20 protein-coding genes and 1 riboswitch are annotated in these 16,240 nt (G+C 47.2%); of the genes, 19 read left to right on the top strand and 1 reads right to left on the bottom strand.

The genetic code is table 11. The features are described 5' to 3' along the window. Nucleotides 1-17: 17 nt before the first annotated feature. The gene (locus tag BN1080_RS16240; RefSeq protein WP_052653906.1) at nt 18-872 is read right to left on the bottom strand and encodes a flagellar hook-basal body protein; all 855 of its coding nucleotides are present in this window, start codon (nt 870-872) and stop codon (nt 18-20) included. Between the two features lie 215 nt (nt 873-1,087). After that, nucleotides 1,088-1,174, top strand: a riboswitch (cyclic di-GMP riboswitch). An 83-nt stretch (nt 1,175-1,257) separates the two neighbouring features. Here BN1080_RS16240 and flgB point away from each other — a divergent pair. Genes flgB through flhB form a run of 19 tightly spaced genes read left to right on the top strand, consistent with a single transcriptional unit; the run spans nt 1,258 to nt 16,190 of the window. Then, nucleotides 1,258-1,659: a flagellar basal body rod protein FlgB gene (gene flgB / locus BN1080_RS16235; RefSeq protein ID WP_052653903.1), complete on the top strand. Its 402-nt coding sequence runs from the start codon at nt 1,258-1,260 to the stop codon at nt 1,657-1,659. Nucleotides 1,660-1,664: 5 nt separating this feature from the next. Then, nucleotides 1,665-2,120, top strand: a complete 456-nt coding sequence (gene flgC, locus BN1080_RS16230; RefSeq protein WP_052653900.1) for a flagellar basal body rod protein FlgC — start codon at nt 1,665-1,667, stop codon at nt 2,118-2,120. 27 nt (nt 2,121-2,147) lie between these two features. Further along, nucleotides 2,148-2,444, top strand: coding sequence for a flagellar hook-basal body complex protein FliE (fliE, locus tag BN1080_RS16225; protein WP_052653897.1), 297 nt, complete (start codon nt 2,148-2,150; stop codon nt 2,442-2,444). A gap of 32 nt (nt 2,445-2,476) precedes the next feature. Then, entirely contained in the window at nt 2,477-4,123 is a 1,647-nt protein-coding gene (gene fliF, locus BN1080_RS16220; RefSeq protein ID WP_052653894.1) for a flagellar basal-body MS-ring/collar protein FliF, read from the top strand. Between the two features lie 11 nt (nt 4,124-4,134). Beyond that, nucleotides 4,135-5,148 (top strand): flagellar motor switch protein FliG, encoded by a 1,014-nt coding sequence (fliG, locus tag BN1080_RS16215; RefSeq protein WP_052653891.1) that lies wholly within the window; start codon nt 4,135-4,137, stop codon nt 5,146-5,148. Then, nucleotides 5,141-5,938: a FliH/SctL family protein gene (locus BN1080_RS16210; RefSeq protein ID WP_052653888.1), complete on the top strand. Its 798-nt coding sequence runs from the start codon at nt 5,141-5,143 to the stop codon at nt 5,936-5,938. The genes fliG and BN1080_RS16210 overlap by 8 nt, the downstream gene beginning before the upstream one ends. After that, nucleotides 5,919-7,241 (top strand): flagellar protein export ATPase FliI, encoded by a 1,323-nt coding sequence (gene fliI, locus BN1080_RS16205; RefSeq protein WP_052653885.1) that lies wholly within the window; start codon nt 5,919-5,921, stop codon nt 7,239-7,241. Before BN1080_RS16210 ends, fliI begins: the two co-directional genes overlap by 20 nt. Further along, nucleotides 7,238-7,705 carry a flagellar export protein FliJ gene (gene fliJ, locus BN1080_RS16200; RefSeq protein ID WP_052653882.1) on the top strand — a complete coding sequence of 156 codons (468 nt, stop codon included), beginning with the start codon at nt 7,238-7,240 and terminating at the stop codon, nt 7,703-7,705. Before fliI ends, fliJ begins: the two co-directional genes overlap by 4 nt. Further along, nucleotides 7,702-9,027, top strand: coding sequence for a flagellar hook-length control protein FliK (locus tag BN1080_RS16195; protein WP_052653879.1), 1,326 nt, complete (start codon nt 7,702-7,704; stop codon nt 9,025-9,027). The genes fliJ and BN1080_RS16195 overlap by 4 nt, the downstream gene beginning before the upstream one ends. A 20-nt stretch (nt 9,028-9,047) precedes the next feature. Continuing rightward, on the top strand, nt 9,048-9,515 hold the full coding sequence (gene flgD, locus BN1080_RS16190; RefSeq protein ID WP_052653876.1) for a flagellar hook assembly protein FlgD: 468 nt from the start codon (nt 9,048-9,050) through the stop codon (nt 9,513-9,515). Nucleotides 9,516-9,545: 30 nt separating this feature from the next. Continuing rightward, nucleotides 9,546-10,322 (top strand): flagellar basal-body rod protein FlgF, encoded by a 777-nt coding sequence (flgF, locus tag BN1080_RS16185; RefSeq protein WP_052653873.1) that lies wholly within the window; start codon nt 9,546-9,548, stop codon nt 10,320-10,322. Nucleotides 10,323-10,371: 49 nt separating this feature from the next. Then, a complete protein-coding gene (locus tag BN1080_RS16180) occupies nt 10,372-10,587 on the top strand; it encodes a flagellar FlbD family protein (RefSeq protein ID WP_052653870.1) in 216 nt (71 codons plus the stop codon). Nucleotides 10,588-10,601: 14 nt separating this feature from the next. Further along, nucleotides 10,602-11,591, top strand: coding sequence for a flagellar motor switch protein FliM (gene fliM / locus BN1080_RS16175; protein WP_052653867.1), 990 nt, complete (start codon nt 10,602-10,604; stop codon nt 11,589-11,591). Beyond that, nucleotides 11,581-12,645, top strand: coding sequence for a flagellar motor switch phosphatase FliY (gene fliY / locus BN1080_RS16170; RefSeq protein WP_052653864.1), 1,065 nt, complete (start codon nt 11,581-11,583; stop codon nt 12,643-12,645). Before fliM ends, fliY begins: the two co-directional genes overlap by 11 nt. A gap of 26 nt (nt 12,646-12,671) precedes the next feature. Then, on the top strand, nt 12,672-13,337 hold the full coding sequence (locus tag BN1080_RS16165) for a flagellar biosynthetic protein FliO (RefSeq protein ID WP_052653861.1): 666 nt from the start codon (nt 12,672-12,674) through the stop codon (nt 13,335-13,337). Beyond that, nucleotides 13,334-14,026, top strand: a complete 693-nt coding sequence (fliP, locus tag BN1080_RS16160) for a flagellar type III secretion system pore protein FliP (RefSeq protein WP_052653858.1) — start codon at nt 13,334-13,336, stop codon at nt 14,024-14,026. Before BN1080_RS16165 ends, fliP begins: the two co-directional genes overlap by 4 nt. 16 nt (nt 14,027-14,042) lie before the next feature. Then, nucleotides 14,043-14,312, top strand: a complete 270-nt coding sequence (gene fliQ, locus BN1080_RS16155; RefSeq protein ID WP_052653855.1) for a flagellar biosynthesis protein FliQ — start codon at nt 14,043-14,045, stop codon at nt 14,310-14,312. 9 nt (nt 14,313-14,321) lie between these two features. Next, entirely contained in the window at nt 14,322-15,101 is a 780-nt protein-coding gene (fliR, locus tag BN1080_RS16150; protein WP_052653852.1) for a flagellar biosynthetic protein FliR, read from the top strand. After that, on the top strand, nt 15,102-16,190 hold the full coding sequence (gene flhB / locus BN1080_RS16145) for a flagellar biosynthesis protein FlhB (RefSeq protein ID WP_052653849.1): 1,089 nt from the start codon (nt 15,102-15,104) through the stop codon (nt 16,188-16,190). The last annotated feature ends 50 nt before the right edge of the window (nt 16,191-16,240 follow it).

Below are 16,240 nucleotides of genomic sequence, written 5' to 3'. Positions count from 1 at the left end.
GGTTAAGGACCTCCAGATTAAACGCGGCCAATTTCATTGACTGCTTTTTCCATGCTGCGGTCATACGCCTGCAGCACTTTTTGATTTGTTTCAAAGCCGCGGTAGGTGGCCATCATCTCGGTCATCGTCTGCGTAAGGTCGACATTCGACTGCTCGATGAACCCTTGCTTGACGAACGATCCGGAATTATTCAGCAAAGCGACGGTTTCCACATTCTGCGGAGCAGCATTCGGAGCCCCTTCCCAGCGGAATAAATCATGGCCTTCTTTAACAAATTGCTGTGGATTTTCGGTGTACCCAATCCATAGGCTATTGGTCACATCTCCATTTGCCAAAGTAATTTGGCCATTGTCGGCTACGGTGAAATCTGTCGAGCCGACTGGAATCGGCTGAAGGTTTTGGCCGAGGACGTTATTGCCATTAGCCGTTTTCAAGAATCCATCCGTACCAACGGAAAACTGGCCATTTTTCGTATAGCGGACTTGGCCGTTATCTCCTTGAACCGCAAAAACGAGCGAACCTTTTTGCTGAGTTTCCGGGTTTACCGGAAGTCCTTCATCCATGAGCGAAAAGTCCGTGTTGTTGCCTGTATCTTTTAAAGCGCCTTGGACAAAAGAAGGAATTCCTTCTTGAGCATATACGCCTGTATTCATCTGGCCGATCGGAGTCAGGACGGATGGGCTTTTTACGCCATTCGCTGAAACTTTTCCGGCTTCCATCGCTTGGATCAACTGTTCCGGAAATGCACGCAAAACGGTTTGATCCTGTTTAAAGCCCGGAGTATTGGCGTTCGCTAAATTATTTGTCAGGATTTGCTGCTGCCGATTATGGGCAAGCATCCCTGAGGTGGCTGTATACAAACCACGGAACATAAGCGATTCTTCCTTTCGCAAATAAATGATAGAATATTACCGCGTTAGCATACCATATGACTGGGGCAAAAATATACACGAATATGGAAAAAATAGTACAAAAAAATTTTTAAGTGAAAAATATACAAAAATAAAAAAACGTGATACTATAATTTAGTACAATTTTTTGAAAATGGTACTAATTATCGAGTCTCATAAGTAAAATAGTCGTATCATGTCGACAATGGCAAACTTTCTCGAAAGAAAAGGACGCAAAGCCACGGGCCTAAATATTTTAGATACAAGGTAGCCGGGTTGCCGAAAGATGGTAGGTTTTTTATAAATCCACCTTTTATTAAGGGTGGATTTTTATATGAAAAATTATGATGGAAAAAGGAGTCGAACGATGAATATCTTTCCTCAATCGTTTCAAACACTGGAACAAGCCTTGTCTGCATCGGCATTAAAGCAAAAAGTCCATGCAGCAAATATCGCGAATGTCGATACCCCGAACTACAAAAGCAAGCAAGTGGATTTTCAATCGATCTTGAATAATGCAGCAGCCAACCAAAAAATGACTAGCTACAAAACCGATGCAAAACATATCGAATTTAGTGGAGGGGCTTTGAATGCTACTCCCGGGATAAAGGAAAATAATTCCACTTCTTATAGCCCGAACGGCAATAACGTAGATATGGACTATGAAATGGCGGAATTAGCGAAAAATCAACTACATTATAATGCACTGACAGAGCGAATTGGTGGGAAATTTAGCACTTTAAGCACTGTTATTAACGGAGGTAGGTAAGTAAAATGAGCTTGTTTAACGGATTGAACATTAGTGCTTCAGGTTTAACGGCAAACCGTTTGCGGATGGATGTCGTGTCTTCGAATATTGCAAACGCAAATACGACGAGAGCAGAATTGGTGAACGGGGAATGGGTTCCTTACCGCCGCAAATCAGTTCAATTGTCCCAAAGCGGCATCTCGCCTTTTCAACAACAACTTCAATCGGCAATGAGCAAAGGGAACTCTCAAGTCTCCGGCGTCGCCGTTTCCAAAATTGAAGAAGACCAAACCCCTTTCGTCCAAACTTACGATCCAACCAATGCTGATGCGGATGAAAATGGTTATGTCCAATCACCGAATGTAGACCCGATCAAAGAAATGGTCGACCTTATGTCTGCTACTCGTTCGTATGAAGCGAACGTCACGGCCATGAACGCTTCGAAAAGCATGTTCATGAAGGCATTGGAAATCGGAAAATAAATTTATCACATCGTTATGGAGGCTATGATGGAAAAAATAAGTCAGATCCAAACCCCAATTATTCAAAACCAATCAATCGCAAAACCCCAAACTGAAAACAAAACAGAAGGCTTTAGCGAAATTTTTAAAAAGCAACTAGAAGAAGTGAATAAGCTTCAAAACACATCCGACAAATTGACGCAGCAGCTCGTAACCGGCGAAGTGGAGGATGTTTCGCAAGTCATGGTCGCTGCCCAGAAAGCCAGTCTTTCTTTGCAACTGACGGTACAGGTTCGCAACAAAGTAGTGGAAGCCTACCAAGAAGTGATGAGAATGCAATTATGATTCTTAGCGCAAAGAAGAGGGATGTATGATTCATGAAAGAAAAACTAACCGGTTATAAAAACAAGGCTCAGGAATCCTGGGGCAATTTATCTCCGACGATCAAGTGGACGGTGGCGGGATCGTTTTTTGCAACAATTGTGCTGATTTCCGTTTTTGTGTTCATGAATTCCAAGACCGACTACGCGGTGCTGTATTCGGACCTGTCGGCTTCAGAAGCAGGCGAAATTAAAGCCGCCATTGAAGGCCAGGGAATTCCCGTCGAAGTTTCGGCGGACAGCAAAACGATCAGCGTTCCGGCAGAACAAGTCGCTAACTTAAAAGTAAGTTTAGCGGCGGACGGCATTCCAGAGAGCGGAAACGTCAACTACAGTATTTTCAGTGAAAATATGGGGTTGGGAATGACGGACCGCCATTTTGACGTGGTCGAACGCGATGCCATGCAAAATGAGCTGGCGAATTTGATTAAGCAAATTGATGGTGTAACGGAAGCCAATGTCATGATTACACTGCCAAAAGAAAATATCTGGATTACGGAAGATGAGCAGGTGGCTACCGCTTCGGTTGTCATTCAAGGAGATCCGGGCTTCCAATTAGACCAGAGACAAGTCAACGGGCTGTATCATTTGATCAGCAAAAGTGTACCGAGCTTGCCGGCAGAAGAAGTAGTCATCATGAACCAAAATGGACAAGTTTTTGAGGCCGTCGAAGAAGGCGAGATCAATACCACTTTATCGGTCTATCAACAGCAAAGAGAAATTAAAAAAGATATTGAAAAAGACATTCAGCGTGAATTGCAGCAAATGCTTGGAATGACGCTAGGGCAGGACAAAGTGGTCGTATCAGTTATGGCGAGTGTCGATTTTACAAAAGAAAAGCGCGAAGAAAATCTGGTGGAGCCGGTCAATACCGAAACCGGTGAAGGCATCGATTTAAGCGTCGAACGAATTGTTGAATCGTATTCAAGCGAAGGTGCGGCGGTCGAAGCCATTACGGGAACCGGGGACACGGAAATTGCCAACTACCCGGCAGCGGGGGAAGGCAATACGAGCGAATCTGAAAAAACAGAGGAGCGCATCAACCGGGAAGTCAATCGCATCAACCGGCAGATCGAAGCAAGCCCTTATGTGATTGATGATTTGACCGTGAATGTGGGAGTTGAACCTCCCAATCCACAGAACGTAGCAAGTTTAACCCAGGAAAATATCGATGACATCAGCAATTTATTGAAAAACACAGTAGCGACAGCACTTAGCATGAACGGCACGGAAGTCAGCGAAGAGGATCTGGATGACCGCATTTCCGTATTTGCTACAGAATTCCAAGGAAAGCCGGAACCGATCGTGGAAACACCGGTGGTCACTTCCTGGTGGAGCAAAATCCCGGATGGCGTTCTGTTAGGGATTGCCGGAGCGATGGGATTATTGATCATCGTCTTGATCGTCGTGTTAGTGAAACGCAGAAGAAAAGTGGATGACTATGAGGATGTGGATCTTGATTTCGATATGTTCGAACAGCCGATGAGTCTAGACGACGGTGGCGGCATCAACGAAATCGAAGAGATCGATTTGTCGGAACTGGGCTCAAAATCAAATCCGAAGCGTAAGACAATTGAGAAACTGGCTAAAGAACGCCCGGAAGATTTCGCGAAATTGCTGCGCTCATGGATGGCAGATGAATAGGAGAATGGCGCATGTCTAAACGGACAAAAGGATTAAGCGGCGTCCAGAAAGTAGCCGTTTTACTGGTGGGATTAGGGCCGGAAGTATCTGTTGAGATATTCAAACAGTTGACGGAGGCGGAAATCGACCAATTGACGTTGGAAATTTCAAATGTGCGGCAGTTGAAAAACAGCCAGACGGAACAAGTGCTCAATGAATTTTACGGCATGATTCTAGGACAGGATTTCATGAATGAAGGCGGATTGGATTACGCGAGGGATATTCTGGAAAAAGCGCTGGGGAAAGATAAAGCGTTGGAGACCATCGGCCGTTTGACGAGCCGTTTGGAAGTGAAGCCGTTCAGCTTCGCCAGAAAAGCAGATCCGAATCAGATCTTGACGGTTTTGCAGCATGAACATGCACAGACAATCGCATTGGTCCTATCTTACTTGGATCCGAAACAAGCTTCGCAAATTCTTTCGCAATTGCCGCCTGCTAAGCAAGCAGAAGTGGCAAAACGAATTGCGATGATGGAAAGCACTTCTCCGGAAGTGATCCACCAAGTGGAGCAGATTTTAGAACGCAAGCTTTCAGCTACGGGTTCACAAGACTATACGTCGACTGGCGGCGTAGAAGCCATCGTCAAAGTATTGAGCAAAGTGGACCGTGGGACGGAAAAAGCGATTCTGACCGAACTCGAAATGGAATCTCCGGAATTGGTCGAAGAAATCAAGAAACGCATGTTTGTCTTTGAAGACATTGTGCTTCTCGATACACGCACCATTCAGCGCATTATCCGCGAAGTGCAGGATATCGATCTGGTGTATGCATTGAAAGTGGCGAACGAAGATGTGAAAGAAGGCATCTACCGCAACATCTCGACGCGCCGGGCAGACAGCATCAAAGAAGAAATCGACACGATGGGCCCGATCAAGCTGAAAGACGTAGAAAATGCCCAAACGAACATTGTTTCATTGGTTCGCAGCTTAGAAGAAAAAGGTGAAATTACAGTAGCCCGCGGAGAAGGGGAGGAAATGATTGTCTAATATCATTCGATCCTATCCGTCTTCCAAACTGGAAAAGAAAATTATTCAAACAAAAAAGATCGAAAACAAGGCATTTCAAATAGAGGTCCCAGAATTGGACCCCGTGCAACAAAAACAGAATTTATTGCAGGAAATTGAATCGCTGAAAGTGCAGCAGGAAAACTTGCGGAATCAACTCCATCTTGACCAGGAACAAGCACAGCTTGAAATGGCCAACTGGCGTGATTCGCAGCGCGAACAAGCTGAAATCGAAGCGAAACAGTTAGCTGAACAAGCGGCAGAGCAAGGTTTTCAATCGGGTTTTGATGCCGGCATGGCTCAAGCCGAAGAAGAATACCGGGAAAAACGGTTGTATATGCAGGAATTGATCGAACAAGCTTATGAAGAAAAAGCGAAAATCGTTAAGCAGGCTGAACCGTTCCTGTTATCAATGAGTGTCCGGATTGCTGAAAAAATTCTCAAAAAGGAACTTAAACAGCATGATGATCAATTGGTGAACATCGTCCAGCTTGCACTGAAGCATCTTGAAGAGTCGGAAGATGTCGTGATGCAAGTCGCTTTAGAAGACTACCCGGTGTTATTACCCTTCTTCGACGAACTTAAAACCTATATTCGCGGAGATTCCGAATTAAAATTAATTCCGGTCGCCAATCTTTCAAAAGGCGGCTGCATGATCCATACAGCGAGCGGCTCTTATGACGTCACAGTCAGCGGGCAGCTCGAAGAAATCAAACGCCAATTACTCGCTTACAGTGAGGAGCAGACAAACCATGAACCAACGCACAGATGAGTACCTGGAGCTGTTAGAAGAAATCGAACCGGTGAAAAAGCACGGCAAAGTGATTCAAGTCATCGGACTTACGATTGAATCGAAAGGGCCCTATGCGAAAATCGGTGAACTTTGCCTTCTCTATCCGAACCATTACGAGCGGCCAATCGAAGCGGAAGTGGTCGGCTTTAAAGAAAATAAGATTCTATTGATGCCGCTTCAGGACCTTTCACAAGTAGGCCCGGGCTGTTTGGTCGTCGCAACGGGAGTTCCGCTGCAGATTAAAGTAGGGCCCTCCATTCTCGGGAAAATCCTGGACGGCACCGGCAAACCGCTCGATGAAAGCACATTGCCGGCAGGCTTGACGAAATACTCGACGAACAATATGCCGCCGAATCCGCTAAAGCGGCCGCGCATCACCAAATCATTGGAAGTCGGTGTCCGTGCCATTGACGGACTCTTGACAGTCGGACAAGGCCAGCGCATCGGCGTATTTGCCGGAAGCGGCGTCGGGAAAAGCACCTTGCTCGGAATGATCGCACGAAATACCGAAGCGGACATCAACGTCATTGCGTTGATCGGCGAGCGGGGACGCGAAGTCCGGGATTTTATTGAACGCGACCTCGGCCCTGAAGGCTTGAAGAAATCCGTTGTCGTCGCGGCGACGTCCGATCAGACACCGCTTCAGCGCATCAAAGGAGCGCTGACTGCGACGGCGATTGCAGAGTATTTCCGGGACCAAGGCAAAAACGTCATGCTGATGATGGACTCGGTCACGCGTTTTGCAATGGCGCAGCGCGAAGTCGGCCTTGCCGTAGGGGAGCCGCCAACGAGCAAAGGTTATACGCCTTCAGTGTTTGCGCTGCTGCCGAAGCTGCTGGAACGGTCCGGAACTTCAAGCAAAGGATCGATCACCGCTTTCTATACCGTCCTCGTTGACGGCGACGACATGAACGAACCGATTGCGGATGCCGTCCGCGGGATTCTCGACGGCCACATTGTGCTCGACCGGAAAATTGCACAAAAAGGGCAGTTCCCGGCGATCAATATCATGTCGAGTGTCAGCCGCGTCATGCATGAAGTGGCAACAAAAGAACACAACAAAGCTTCAGTGGAATTCAAGCGCCTGCTTGCCGCCTATGAATCCTCTGAAGACCTGATCAATATCGGCGCTTACAAAAGCGGCGCCAATAAAGAAATAGATGATGCGATCCGTTCCTATCCGCTGATCCGTGAATTCCTGCAGCAGGATATCTACGAAAAAGCCAAGCTGGAAGAAAGTGTTGAACGGTTAACCGAACAATTTGGAGGAGTTAAAACGTGACGCAATTCAACTTTCGATTTCAAAAGATCCTTGATTTAAAAGGAAATGAAAAAGGGTTTGCACAAATCCAAATGGCCGATGCCATCAAACAACAAGAAGCAGGATACGAACGCAATGCAATCATTTACCAAAAGCTTGCAGAAGCCGAGCATATGAAGAAAGAAAAGCAAGAAGACGGCGTCAACATTTCCGAACTTCGCATGCTTGTCAATTACATCCATCAGCTTCAAGAACAATTGCTTTCCTCCAACCGTGAACTGGAGCGGCTGCAGAATAATGTGTCCAGATCCCAGAATCATTTGCAGGAAAAAGCGCAAGAAGAAAAAACTTGGGACAATTTGAAACAGCATAAAGCCGATCAGTTCCATGAACAAAATAAAATCATCGAGCAGAATTTCTTCGATGAAATGGCCAGTACACGTTTCTACCGCACATCCCAATCCAATATCGCTGAAAGAGGGTGAATCCGATCGACGCCTTGAAGGTATCTTTTCAACCACCGGTCAACCAGACCGCAAAAGCTTCTAAAACGAAAACCGAAGGAATGGCTGCAGAACTTGGCGCTTTTTCTCAGCTTCTGGCTTCTGCTTCTGCCGAAACAACGGAAACAGGCGCTGAACCGACGACGGAAATCCAAGCGCAGCTGGAAGAAATCTTGAAGGCTCTTCAGGATTTGCCCGCAGAGGACTTGTCTCCTGAGCAGCAAGAAATGCTGGCTGCCATCATGCAGCTTCTATCCCTTCAAGTGACACAGCTTGAAACAAACCTGGACGAACAGAATTTGATTCAAGCAAAACCGACAAGTCCAGAAGTTGTCTCCGCTGCACCAGCAGGAGCCCAACAAACCACATCGGTTTTGTTGCAGGAGATTCAACAAAAACTCCAGCAACTGATGAATAACGATATTACAGAGTTCGATATGCCTAGAGAATTTATGGGGGTGGAAGCTGAAAATCTTTCAGCAGACCCTGAACAACTTGAACAAGCAATGAAACAGCTGACTCAAATGGTACAAGAACTCGAAGACGCAGAAGCGGTGACGGGAAAAGCGACCGCTTCGCAGCAATCTGAAAAAATAGAGCAAGTGATGAAACAATTGTCTCAATTAAATCTGGATGTTGAAGCCCGAGGCCTACCTGCAGAAGCGGCTAAGCCGCCGCTAGCTGAAGCTGGACGAATGGCTCAAACACCCTCTGTTTTTCAAGCCTTAGAAATAGAGAATTTTTCAGTAGAGTCGGCTCCGCAAACAGAAGCTCCTGCAGCTCCGATTGAAAGTGCAAAAGCACAAGCTGTTCAACCGGCACCTCGGGCAGAAACACCCGTAGTGCGCATGGCCAATTTAGTGGAGGACTTAAGCGGACTGCTTCGCGGATCGATGCGCTTGAGCGGCACTGGTGAAAACGCCCAGATCAAAGTGAGCATTTTCCCGGAACATCTCGGACATCTGGACATCCGGCTGACGACCGTTGACGGCAAAGTGGCCGCCCAGATTTTCACGAGCAGTTTGGTGGCGAAAGAAGCGATTGAAATGCAGCTGAACCAACTGCGCCATACGATGCTTCAGCAAGGCGTCAATCTCGACCGCATTGAAATCACGCAGCAAAGTTCAGAGCAATCGTTCGGCCAGCAAACGGCGAACCCGGAACAGCGATTCAACCAGCAGCAAAAGCAAGGCGCGCCGAACGGAAAAAACGGTTATCAGCGAATTGAAGAGGAAGTGGCAGCCGCAGCAAGCCGCAGCTTTACTCCGGACGGTTCAATGATGAAAGTCGACTACACAATCTAACCGGAGAAAGGAGCGTTCCTATGAATGTAGCTAATTCAACTTCAGTCAGCACCCAAACAACAGCGGCAGCAAAAGCAAGCGAACCGAACAATGCGCTTGGCAAAGATGCTTTCCTGCGGATCCTGGTCACTCAGATGAAAAACCAGAACCCGCTGGAGCCGTTGAAAGATACCGAATTTATTGGCCAGATGGCGCAGTTCAGCAGCCTCGAGCAATTGACGAACCTGAACACGACGATGACCAAATTCGTCGGCGGCCAAGGCAACTCGTCCTTAAGCGATTACGCCGATCTGATCGGCAAGAAAGTTTCTTATGAGCAAACCGAAAACGGAGAATCGACTTCAGGGGAAGGCATCATCAAGGCCGTATCGATGAAAAACGGCGAAGTGGTGTTTGAACTTCAAAACCTTGAGGCCAAACTGCCAATCGGTTCTATCCAACGCATCGAACAAGCCACGGACCTAAAAAATGAACAGGAGACCGTCTGATCCAGCCGGTACTCGAAAGGGGAAAATCACATGTTGCGTTCAATGTATTCAGGTGTTTCAGGTATGAAAGGCTTCCAGACAAAATTAGATGTGATCGGCAACAACATCGCTAACGTCAACACAATCGGCTACAAGAAAAGCACAATCAACTTCCAGGACTTGCTTAGCCAGAACTTATCAGGCAGCGGCGTGAACCCGATGCAAGTTGGGTTGGGGTCAATGACGGCTGCGATCAATACGATCCATACACCGGGCTCTTCAATGACAACGGGTGTTGGTACGGATTTATCGATTATGGGAGATGGATTTTTTGTAGTTCAGGATCCAGATAATGCAGCGAACAGATTTTTGACACGTGCCGGCAACTTTGTGTTAAACAGCACAGGCCAACTTGTTAACCCGCAAGGCTATCAAGTAGTCGGAACGAACGGGCCGATTACTATTGACCCGCAAACATACGATTCATTCACGATCAACGGCCAAGGTGAAGTACGGGCGAAAACCGCAGCTGGCGCTGAAACCGTGATCGCAAACATCGGGATTTCTAATCCGCCAAATCCTTCAGGGTTGAGTAAAGTCGGCGGTTCGCTATATGAAATCACAAACGCTTCTGGCGGATCTACTGCTGTGCAGACAGTTGGAAATGCTAACACACAACTAGGCACTGGCATGCTTGAAATGTCAAACGTTGACCTTACGGAAGAGTTTACGGAAATGATCGTGGCGCAGCGCGGATTCCAGGCAAACTCACGGACCATCACCACTTCTGACGAAATTCTTCAAGAAGTCGTTAACTTGAAACGCTAATTTGGGAGGGACAGGCTGAGGAAGGGGATGCCCCTTCTCAGCTGCTGATATGATCAAATTGACAAAACTGAACCGGACGCCGTTTACGCTGAATGCGATTTACATCGAACGGGTCGAAACGATTCCGGATACCGTGGTGACGATGCTTTCGGGCAAGAAAATCCATGTGCTGGAATCCGTGGATGAAGTCATCGACAAAGTGACGGCTTACTATCAGAAGATCAACCTTCTGCCAAGTCTGCAAAATCCAAATTGGGATGAATGAAGGGAGGGACAACGGTGGAAAATCTATTGACGGATGAAAACATTGAAGCGCTGCTTGCGACCATTAAAGCAGAAGCGCCGCAGCCGAAAGTGGAGATGAAAAAACGGAAAGTGCAGACTTACGATTTCAAAAAAGCACTGCGCTTCTCGCAAGACCAGATCCGGACATTGACGCGGATCCACGAAAACTATGCACGGCTCTTGACTTCGTATTTATCGACTTTATTGCGGAGCTACGTACAGATTTCCGTTACGTCGGTTGAACAATTCTCTTATGAGGAATTCATCCGCAATGTGCAGAAGAAATCGGTGCTGGGCGTTTTCAAAGCTGCGCCGCTCCAGGGCAGCATGCTGATGGAATTTTCTCCGGATGTCACTTATATCATGCTCGACAGAATGCTTGGCGGCCAAGGCGATATTGCCCCGGAGCCGAGCGATCTGACTGAAATTGAATTGAGCGTCATCGAACGGGTCTTCATCAATGCATTAAACAGCTTCCAGGAAGCCTGGTCTTCCGTCGTGAAATTAAATGCGGAACTGAAGGAAATTGAAGTGAATCCGCAATTTCTGACCACTTCCCCGCCAAATGAAACCGTAATTCTGGTTTCCTTGCATGCGAAAATCGGGGATGTCGACGGCATGCTCAATATTTGCCTGCCGCATGTCGTCTTGGAACAGGTCTTGCCGAAATTATCAGCGCGCCACTGGCTGGCCAATCAGAAAAAAGCAATCGAAAGCCATGAAGCAGTTGCGCTTGAAAAGAAAGTGCAGAACACCCAAATGGAAGTCCGGGCTGTTCTTGGGCAGTCGATGATTGAAGTCGGGGATTTCCTGAATTTGAAAGTCGGCGATGTGATTCGGCTGGACGAAGCTTACGACGATCCGGTTGTCGTAATGGTCGATGAAAAACAGAAATTCTTTGCGCAGCCCGGTGTTTCAAAAGGCCGGACAGCCGTACAAGTCACTGCGGTTTACGGAGAAGGAGAAGAAGTGAATGACAACTGAGAAATTGTCTCCAGATGAAATCAATGGCCTGCTTGGCCAAGGAGCGGAGGGAAAACCGATGTCCACAAATACATTAATGCAAGTTGAAAAAGAAGCCTTAACGGAACTGCTGGCGGTTTCACTCGGCGGTTCATCCACAGTGCTTTCCACGCTGTTCAACGAACAAGCGAAAGTGAGCACGCCTACCATCTCCATTAAACGAAAAGACGATTTACTATCGGCGACTGCCGCTCCTTTCTTCGTTGTGCTTGGGGAATATACGGGAAGCGCTAAAGGCATCCAAATTCTTTCAGTCAATAAAAATGATGTCCACATGATGGCAAAAGCGATGGATGCAGAAACTGAAGCGGTCGATATGGAAAAACAGTTTCAGATGCTCCAGGAAATGATCACAGCGATGTTTGCTTCAGTGACCCAATCTATGGAAGCGGTGCTTGAACAGGAAATTTCCTATTCCTTGTCCGGCATGGACGTTGTGGAGAAGCAAAAAGATTTTCCGGTGTCAAAATTCACCCAGGAAGAATGGTTCGTTGAAGCGGGCTTCCAAGTGAAAATCGGCACCACAGACCAAGCGGATTTCCATCTTTGCATCCCGGTGCCGCTGGCAAAGCAATTAGTGGGGATTTTAACGAATGATGCAGAGGAAGCGTACGAAGAGGAGCCACAGCAGATGCAATATGAACCGAACAACCAAACGCAGTCGACAAGCAAGCTAAGACGGACGAACGAAGAACCGACTATCCAATCGGTGCAGTTTTCAAGTTTTGACGAAACAGCCTCCGTTCAATCTGAGCCGAATAATTTGAACATGCTGTTGGATATTCCGCTCCAAGTGACAGTGGAACTTGGGCGTACAAAACGGATGGTCAAAGAAATCCTGAGTGTTTCCCACGGTTCCATCATTGAACTGGATAAGCTGGCGGGAGAGCCGGTTGACATTTTGATCAATAATAAATTGATTGCGGTAGGAGAAGTGGTCGTCATCGATGAAAACTTCGGCGTCCGCGTCACTGACATTCTAAGTACAGCAGACCGCATTTCTAAATTGCGCTAATGCTTGAAGCAAGGAGAACATCGAGTTTGAACCAGAAAAAAATCTTTTATGTCTTAATGGCCGTCTTTTTCTTATCTCTTTTTGCTTGGTTTACGCCGTCGGCAGCTTATGCAGCGGCAGATACAAACGTCACGGACTGGTTGGAAGAAGATGGCGATGCAGAACAGCCGGCTGAAACCGTGGCGGCAGAACCGGTGGAAAAGCCAAGCTTTGCATCGATTATTGCCAAACTCTTTTTCTTTACGGCGTTGATCGTCGTGCTGATTTACGGATTGATTAAATTCCTGGCAGTCCGCCAGCAGAAACTGCAGCCGAACCAGGCTGTGAAATTGATGGGCGGGACACCGCTCGGAAATAACAAATCGCTGCAGCTTGTCAAAGTCGGCGGCAAAATCTACATGATCGGTGTCGGCGACGAAGTCACACTGATCAAAGAATTCACGGATGAAATGGAAGTCGGCTCGATCGAAAAAGATTTGGAGAAACAGCCGGCCCTCTTCTCGAATCCGAAATTCAAACTGTCCGGGAAACTCTTTGGCAAAACGGCGGAACCGGCCGAAATTGAAATGCAGTCCGACCGCGGCTTTGAAAACTTATTCAAACAAAGTTTGAACAAGCAAAAAGAGAAACAGCAGCAGTTCGCCCAAAGCTTTTCGGAGAGCGATGATGATAAAGAAGGTAATTCACGATGATGCTAGATATTCTTTCGTTCATAAATATTCCCGGCATTGACCTCGGCGGCAGTGATGCGCCGGAAGATGTCGGGACGACGCTCCAGCTTTTTGCGCTTTTGACAATTTTGTCGCTGGCGCCGGCAATCCTCATTTTGATGACCAGTTTTGCGCGCATCATCATCGTGTTGTCGTTTGTCCGAACAGGGCTCGGCACCCAGTCCATGCCGCCGAACCAAGTATTGGTCGGGCTCGCTTTGTTCCTAACTTTTTTCGTCATGGCTCCAGTCTTCACGGAAATAAACGAAACGGCGCTTCAGCCGTATTTATCCGGTGAAGTGAGCCAGGAAGAAGCATTAGACGGTGCATTGCTTCCGATTAAGACCTTCATGGCAGAGCATACGCGCGAGAAAGATCTTGCTTTGTTTTTTAAATATGCCAATCTTGAAAAACCCGACAGCATTTCAGAAATCCCGCTGACCTCTTTGGTTCCGGCGTTTGCCATCAGCGAATTGAAGACGGCGTTCCAAATCGGATTCGTTATTTTTATCCCATTTTTGATCATCGATATGGTCGTAGCCAGTACACTGATGGCGATGGGGATGATGATGCTTCCGCCGGTAATGATTTCATTGCCGTTTAAAATCTTATTATTTGTCTTAGTTGACGGCTGGTATTTGATCATCGAATCCTTGCTGGTCAGCTTCTAGCGAAGGGAAGAACACGATGACACCAGATGTAGTAATTAAACTTGCGGAACAATCGATTTATATGATCCTGATCATTTCTGCCCCGTTGCTTTTGATTGCGCTTGGCGTTGGCTTGCTGGTCAGCATTTTCCAGGCGATGACGCAAATCCAGGAACAGACGCTGGCATTTATTCCGAAAATTTTGGCCGTGTTCTTGTCGATCATCATCTTCGGGCCGTGGATGCTGACGCTGCTTTTGGATTTCACCAGAGATCTGTTCCAGCAGCTTCCGCAAATGATCGGGTAGGGGATGGGTATGGAAGAAATTCTTCAAGCATTGCCGTATTTCCTGTTAATTTTAGTCCGCATCAGCAGTTTCTTTATCGTAGCGCCGCTGTTTTCGCAGCGCGGCGTGCCGACGCAATTCAAATTAGGGATTGCCGCTTTTCTTTCATTTCTGGCATTGTCCGCATTGCCGATTGAGGAGACGCTTGCGCTGGACGGCTATTATATCATGATAGTCATCAAGGAATTCGGCATCGGCATCGCACTCGGATTTACCGCAGCACTGGTGCTGTATACCGTACAGATTGCGGGAGCTTTCATCGATTTTCAGATGGGTTTTGCGATGGCGAGCGTCATGGATCCGCAGACAGGGTCGCAAGTGCCGATTATCGGACGTTTTAAATACATTCTTGCCTTGCTGTTCCTGCTGACGGTCAACGGACATCACTTGATGCTCGACGGCGTCATGCAGAGCCTGCAGATGATTCCGGTTGAATCTTTGTCTTTCGATATCAAGTTTGAAGACGTTGCAAAGTTTATATCGGATCTTTTCGTCAAAATGTTTATGGTTGCGCTGCAAATTTCTTTGCCGATTGTCGGAGCCTTGTTTTTAGTGGATGTGGCACTCGGGATTTTAGCGAAAACCGTTCCGCAATTAAACATCTTTGCCGTCGGTTTTCCGGTGAAAATTTTAGTGGGCTTTGTGTTATTGATGTTTTCAATGCCCTTTTTCTTTTATTTGCTGCAGATGTTGTTTGGAGAGCTCGTGGAAAGCATGGCGGAGTTGACCCGCTTAATAGGGGGAGCATAGATGGCACGGAGATTGACCTTGGACCTGCAGTTTTTCTCAGGCGAAAAAACAGAAAAAGCAACGCCTCAGAAACGGCAGGAATCCAAGCGGAAAGGGCAAGTGGCCAAAAGCCAGGAATTGCCCGCGGCGCTGATTATGATCGGCGGCATTCTGCTGCTGAGTTTTCTCGGGGGCTGGATGCTGGACCGGATCTTGGCGATCTATCGGGTCAACTTCACCCAGTATATCGGCTGGGAATGGACGCCCAAAAATGTCCGCACCTTGTTTGAACAAATGACGTTCGATGCCATGCTTTTGATGGCGCCGATTATGGGAGTCGCGATCGTTTTCGGCATCCTGGGCAACTTTGTCCAAGTAGGCGCGATGTTTACGACCGAACCGCTAAAAGCCCAATTGAACCGGTTAAACCCGATCCAAGGCGCAAAAAAAATCTTTGCAGTCCGTGCGCTTGTCGAGCTGGCAAAATCGCTCGCCAAGATTGCGATTATCGGCTACGCCGCATTCAGCGTGCTGTGGGGAGAAAAAGATGAGCTGTTCCTGTTGTCGCAGAAAAGCCTCAGCTATTCGCTGAGTTTCGTCGGCAAATTAACGATTAAAATGGCGCTTGTAGCTGCCATTATTTTATTGATCCTCGCGGTATTTGACTATATGTACCAAAAATACGAATTCGAAAAAGGCATCAAGATGTCGAAACAGGACATCAAAGACGAATACAAAAAATCCGATGGGGACCCTTTGATCAAACAAAAGATCAAAGAAAAGCAGCGTTCAATGAGCATGAACCGCATGATTCAGGATCTTCCATCTGCCGATGTGCTGATCGTCAACCCGACGCATTACGCCATCGCGATCAAGTACGACGCGGAAACAATGGCCGCGCCGACTGTCATTGCCATGGGGAAAGACCACTTGGCACTGAAACTCAAAGAAAAAGCGAAAGAATTTGGCGTTGTGATTATGGAAAACAAACCGCTCGCCCGCGCATTATATGCACAAGTGGATGTAGGGGACCCGGTCCCGGAAGACTTGTTCCTCGCGGTCGCAGAAGTTTTAGCATATATATACCGGTTAAAAGGAAAGATTAGCTAAGTAGAATCAGCTTTTATATGCCGCTTCGGCGCAAGCCCATAGGAAAGCGT

This window comes from Planococcus massiliensis (assembly GCF_000821325.1).
GTDB lineage: Bacteria > Bacillota > Bacilli > Bacillales_A > Planococcaceae > Planococcus > Planococcus ruber.
This window is presented reverse-complemented; position numbering and strand designations above follow the sequence as displayed.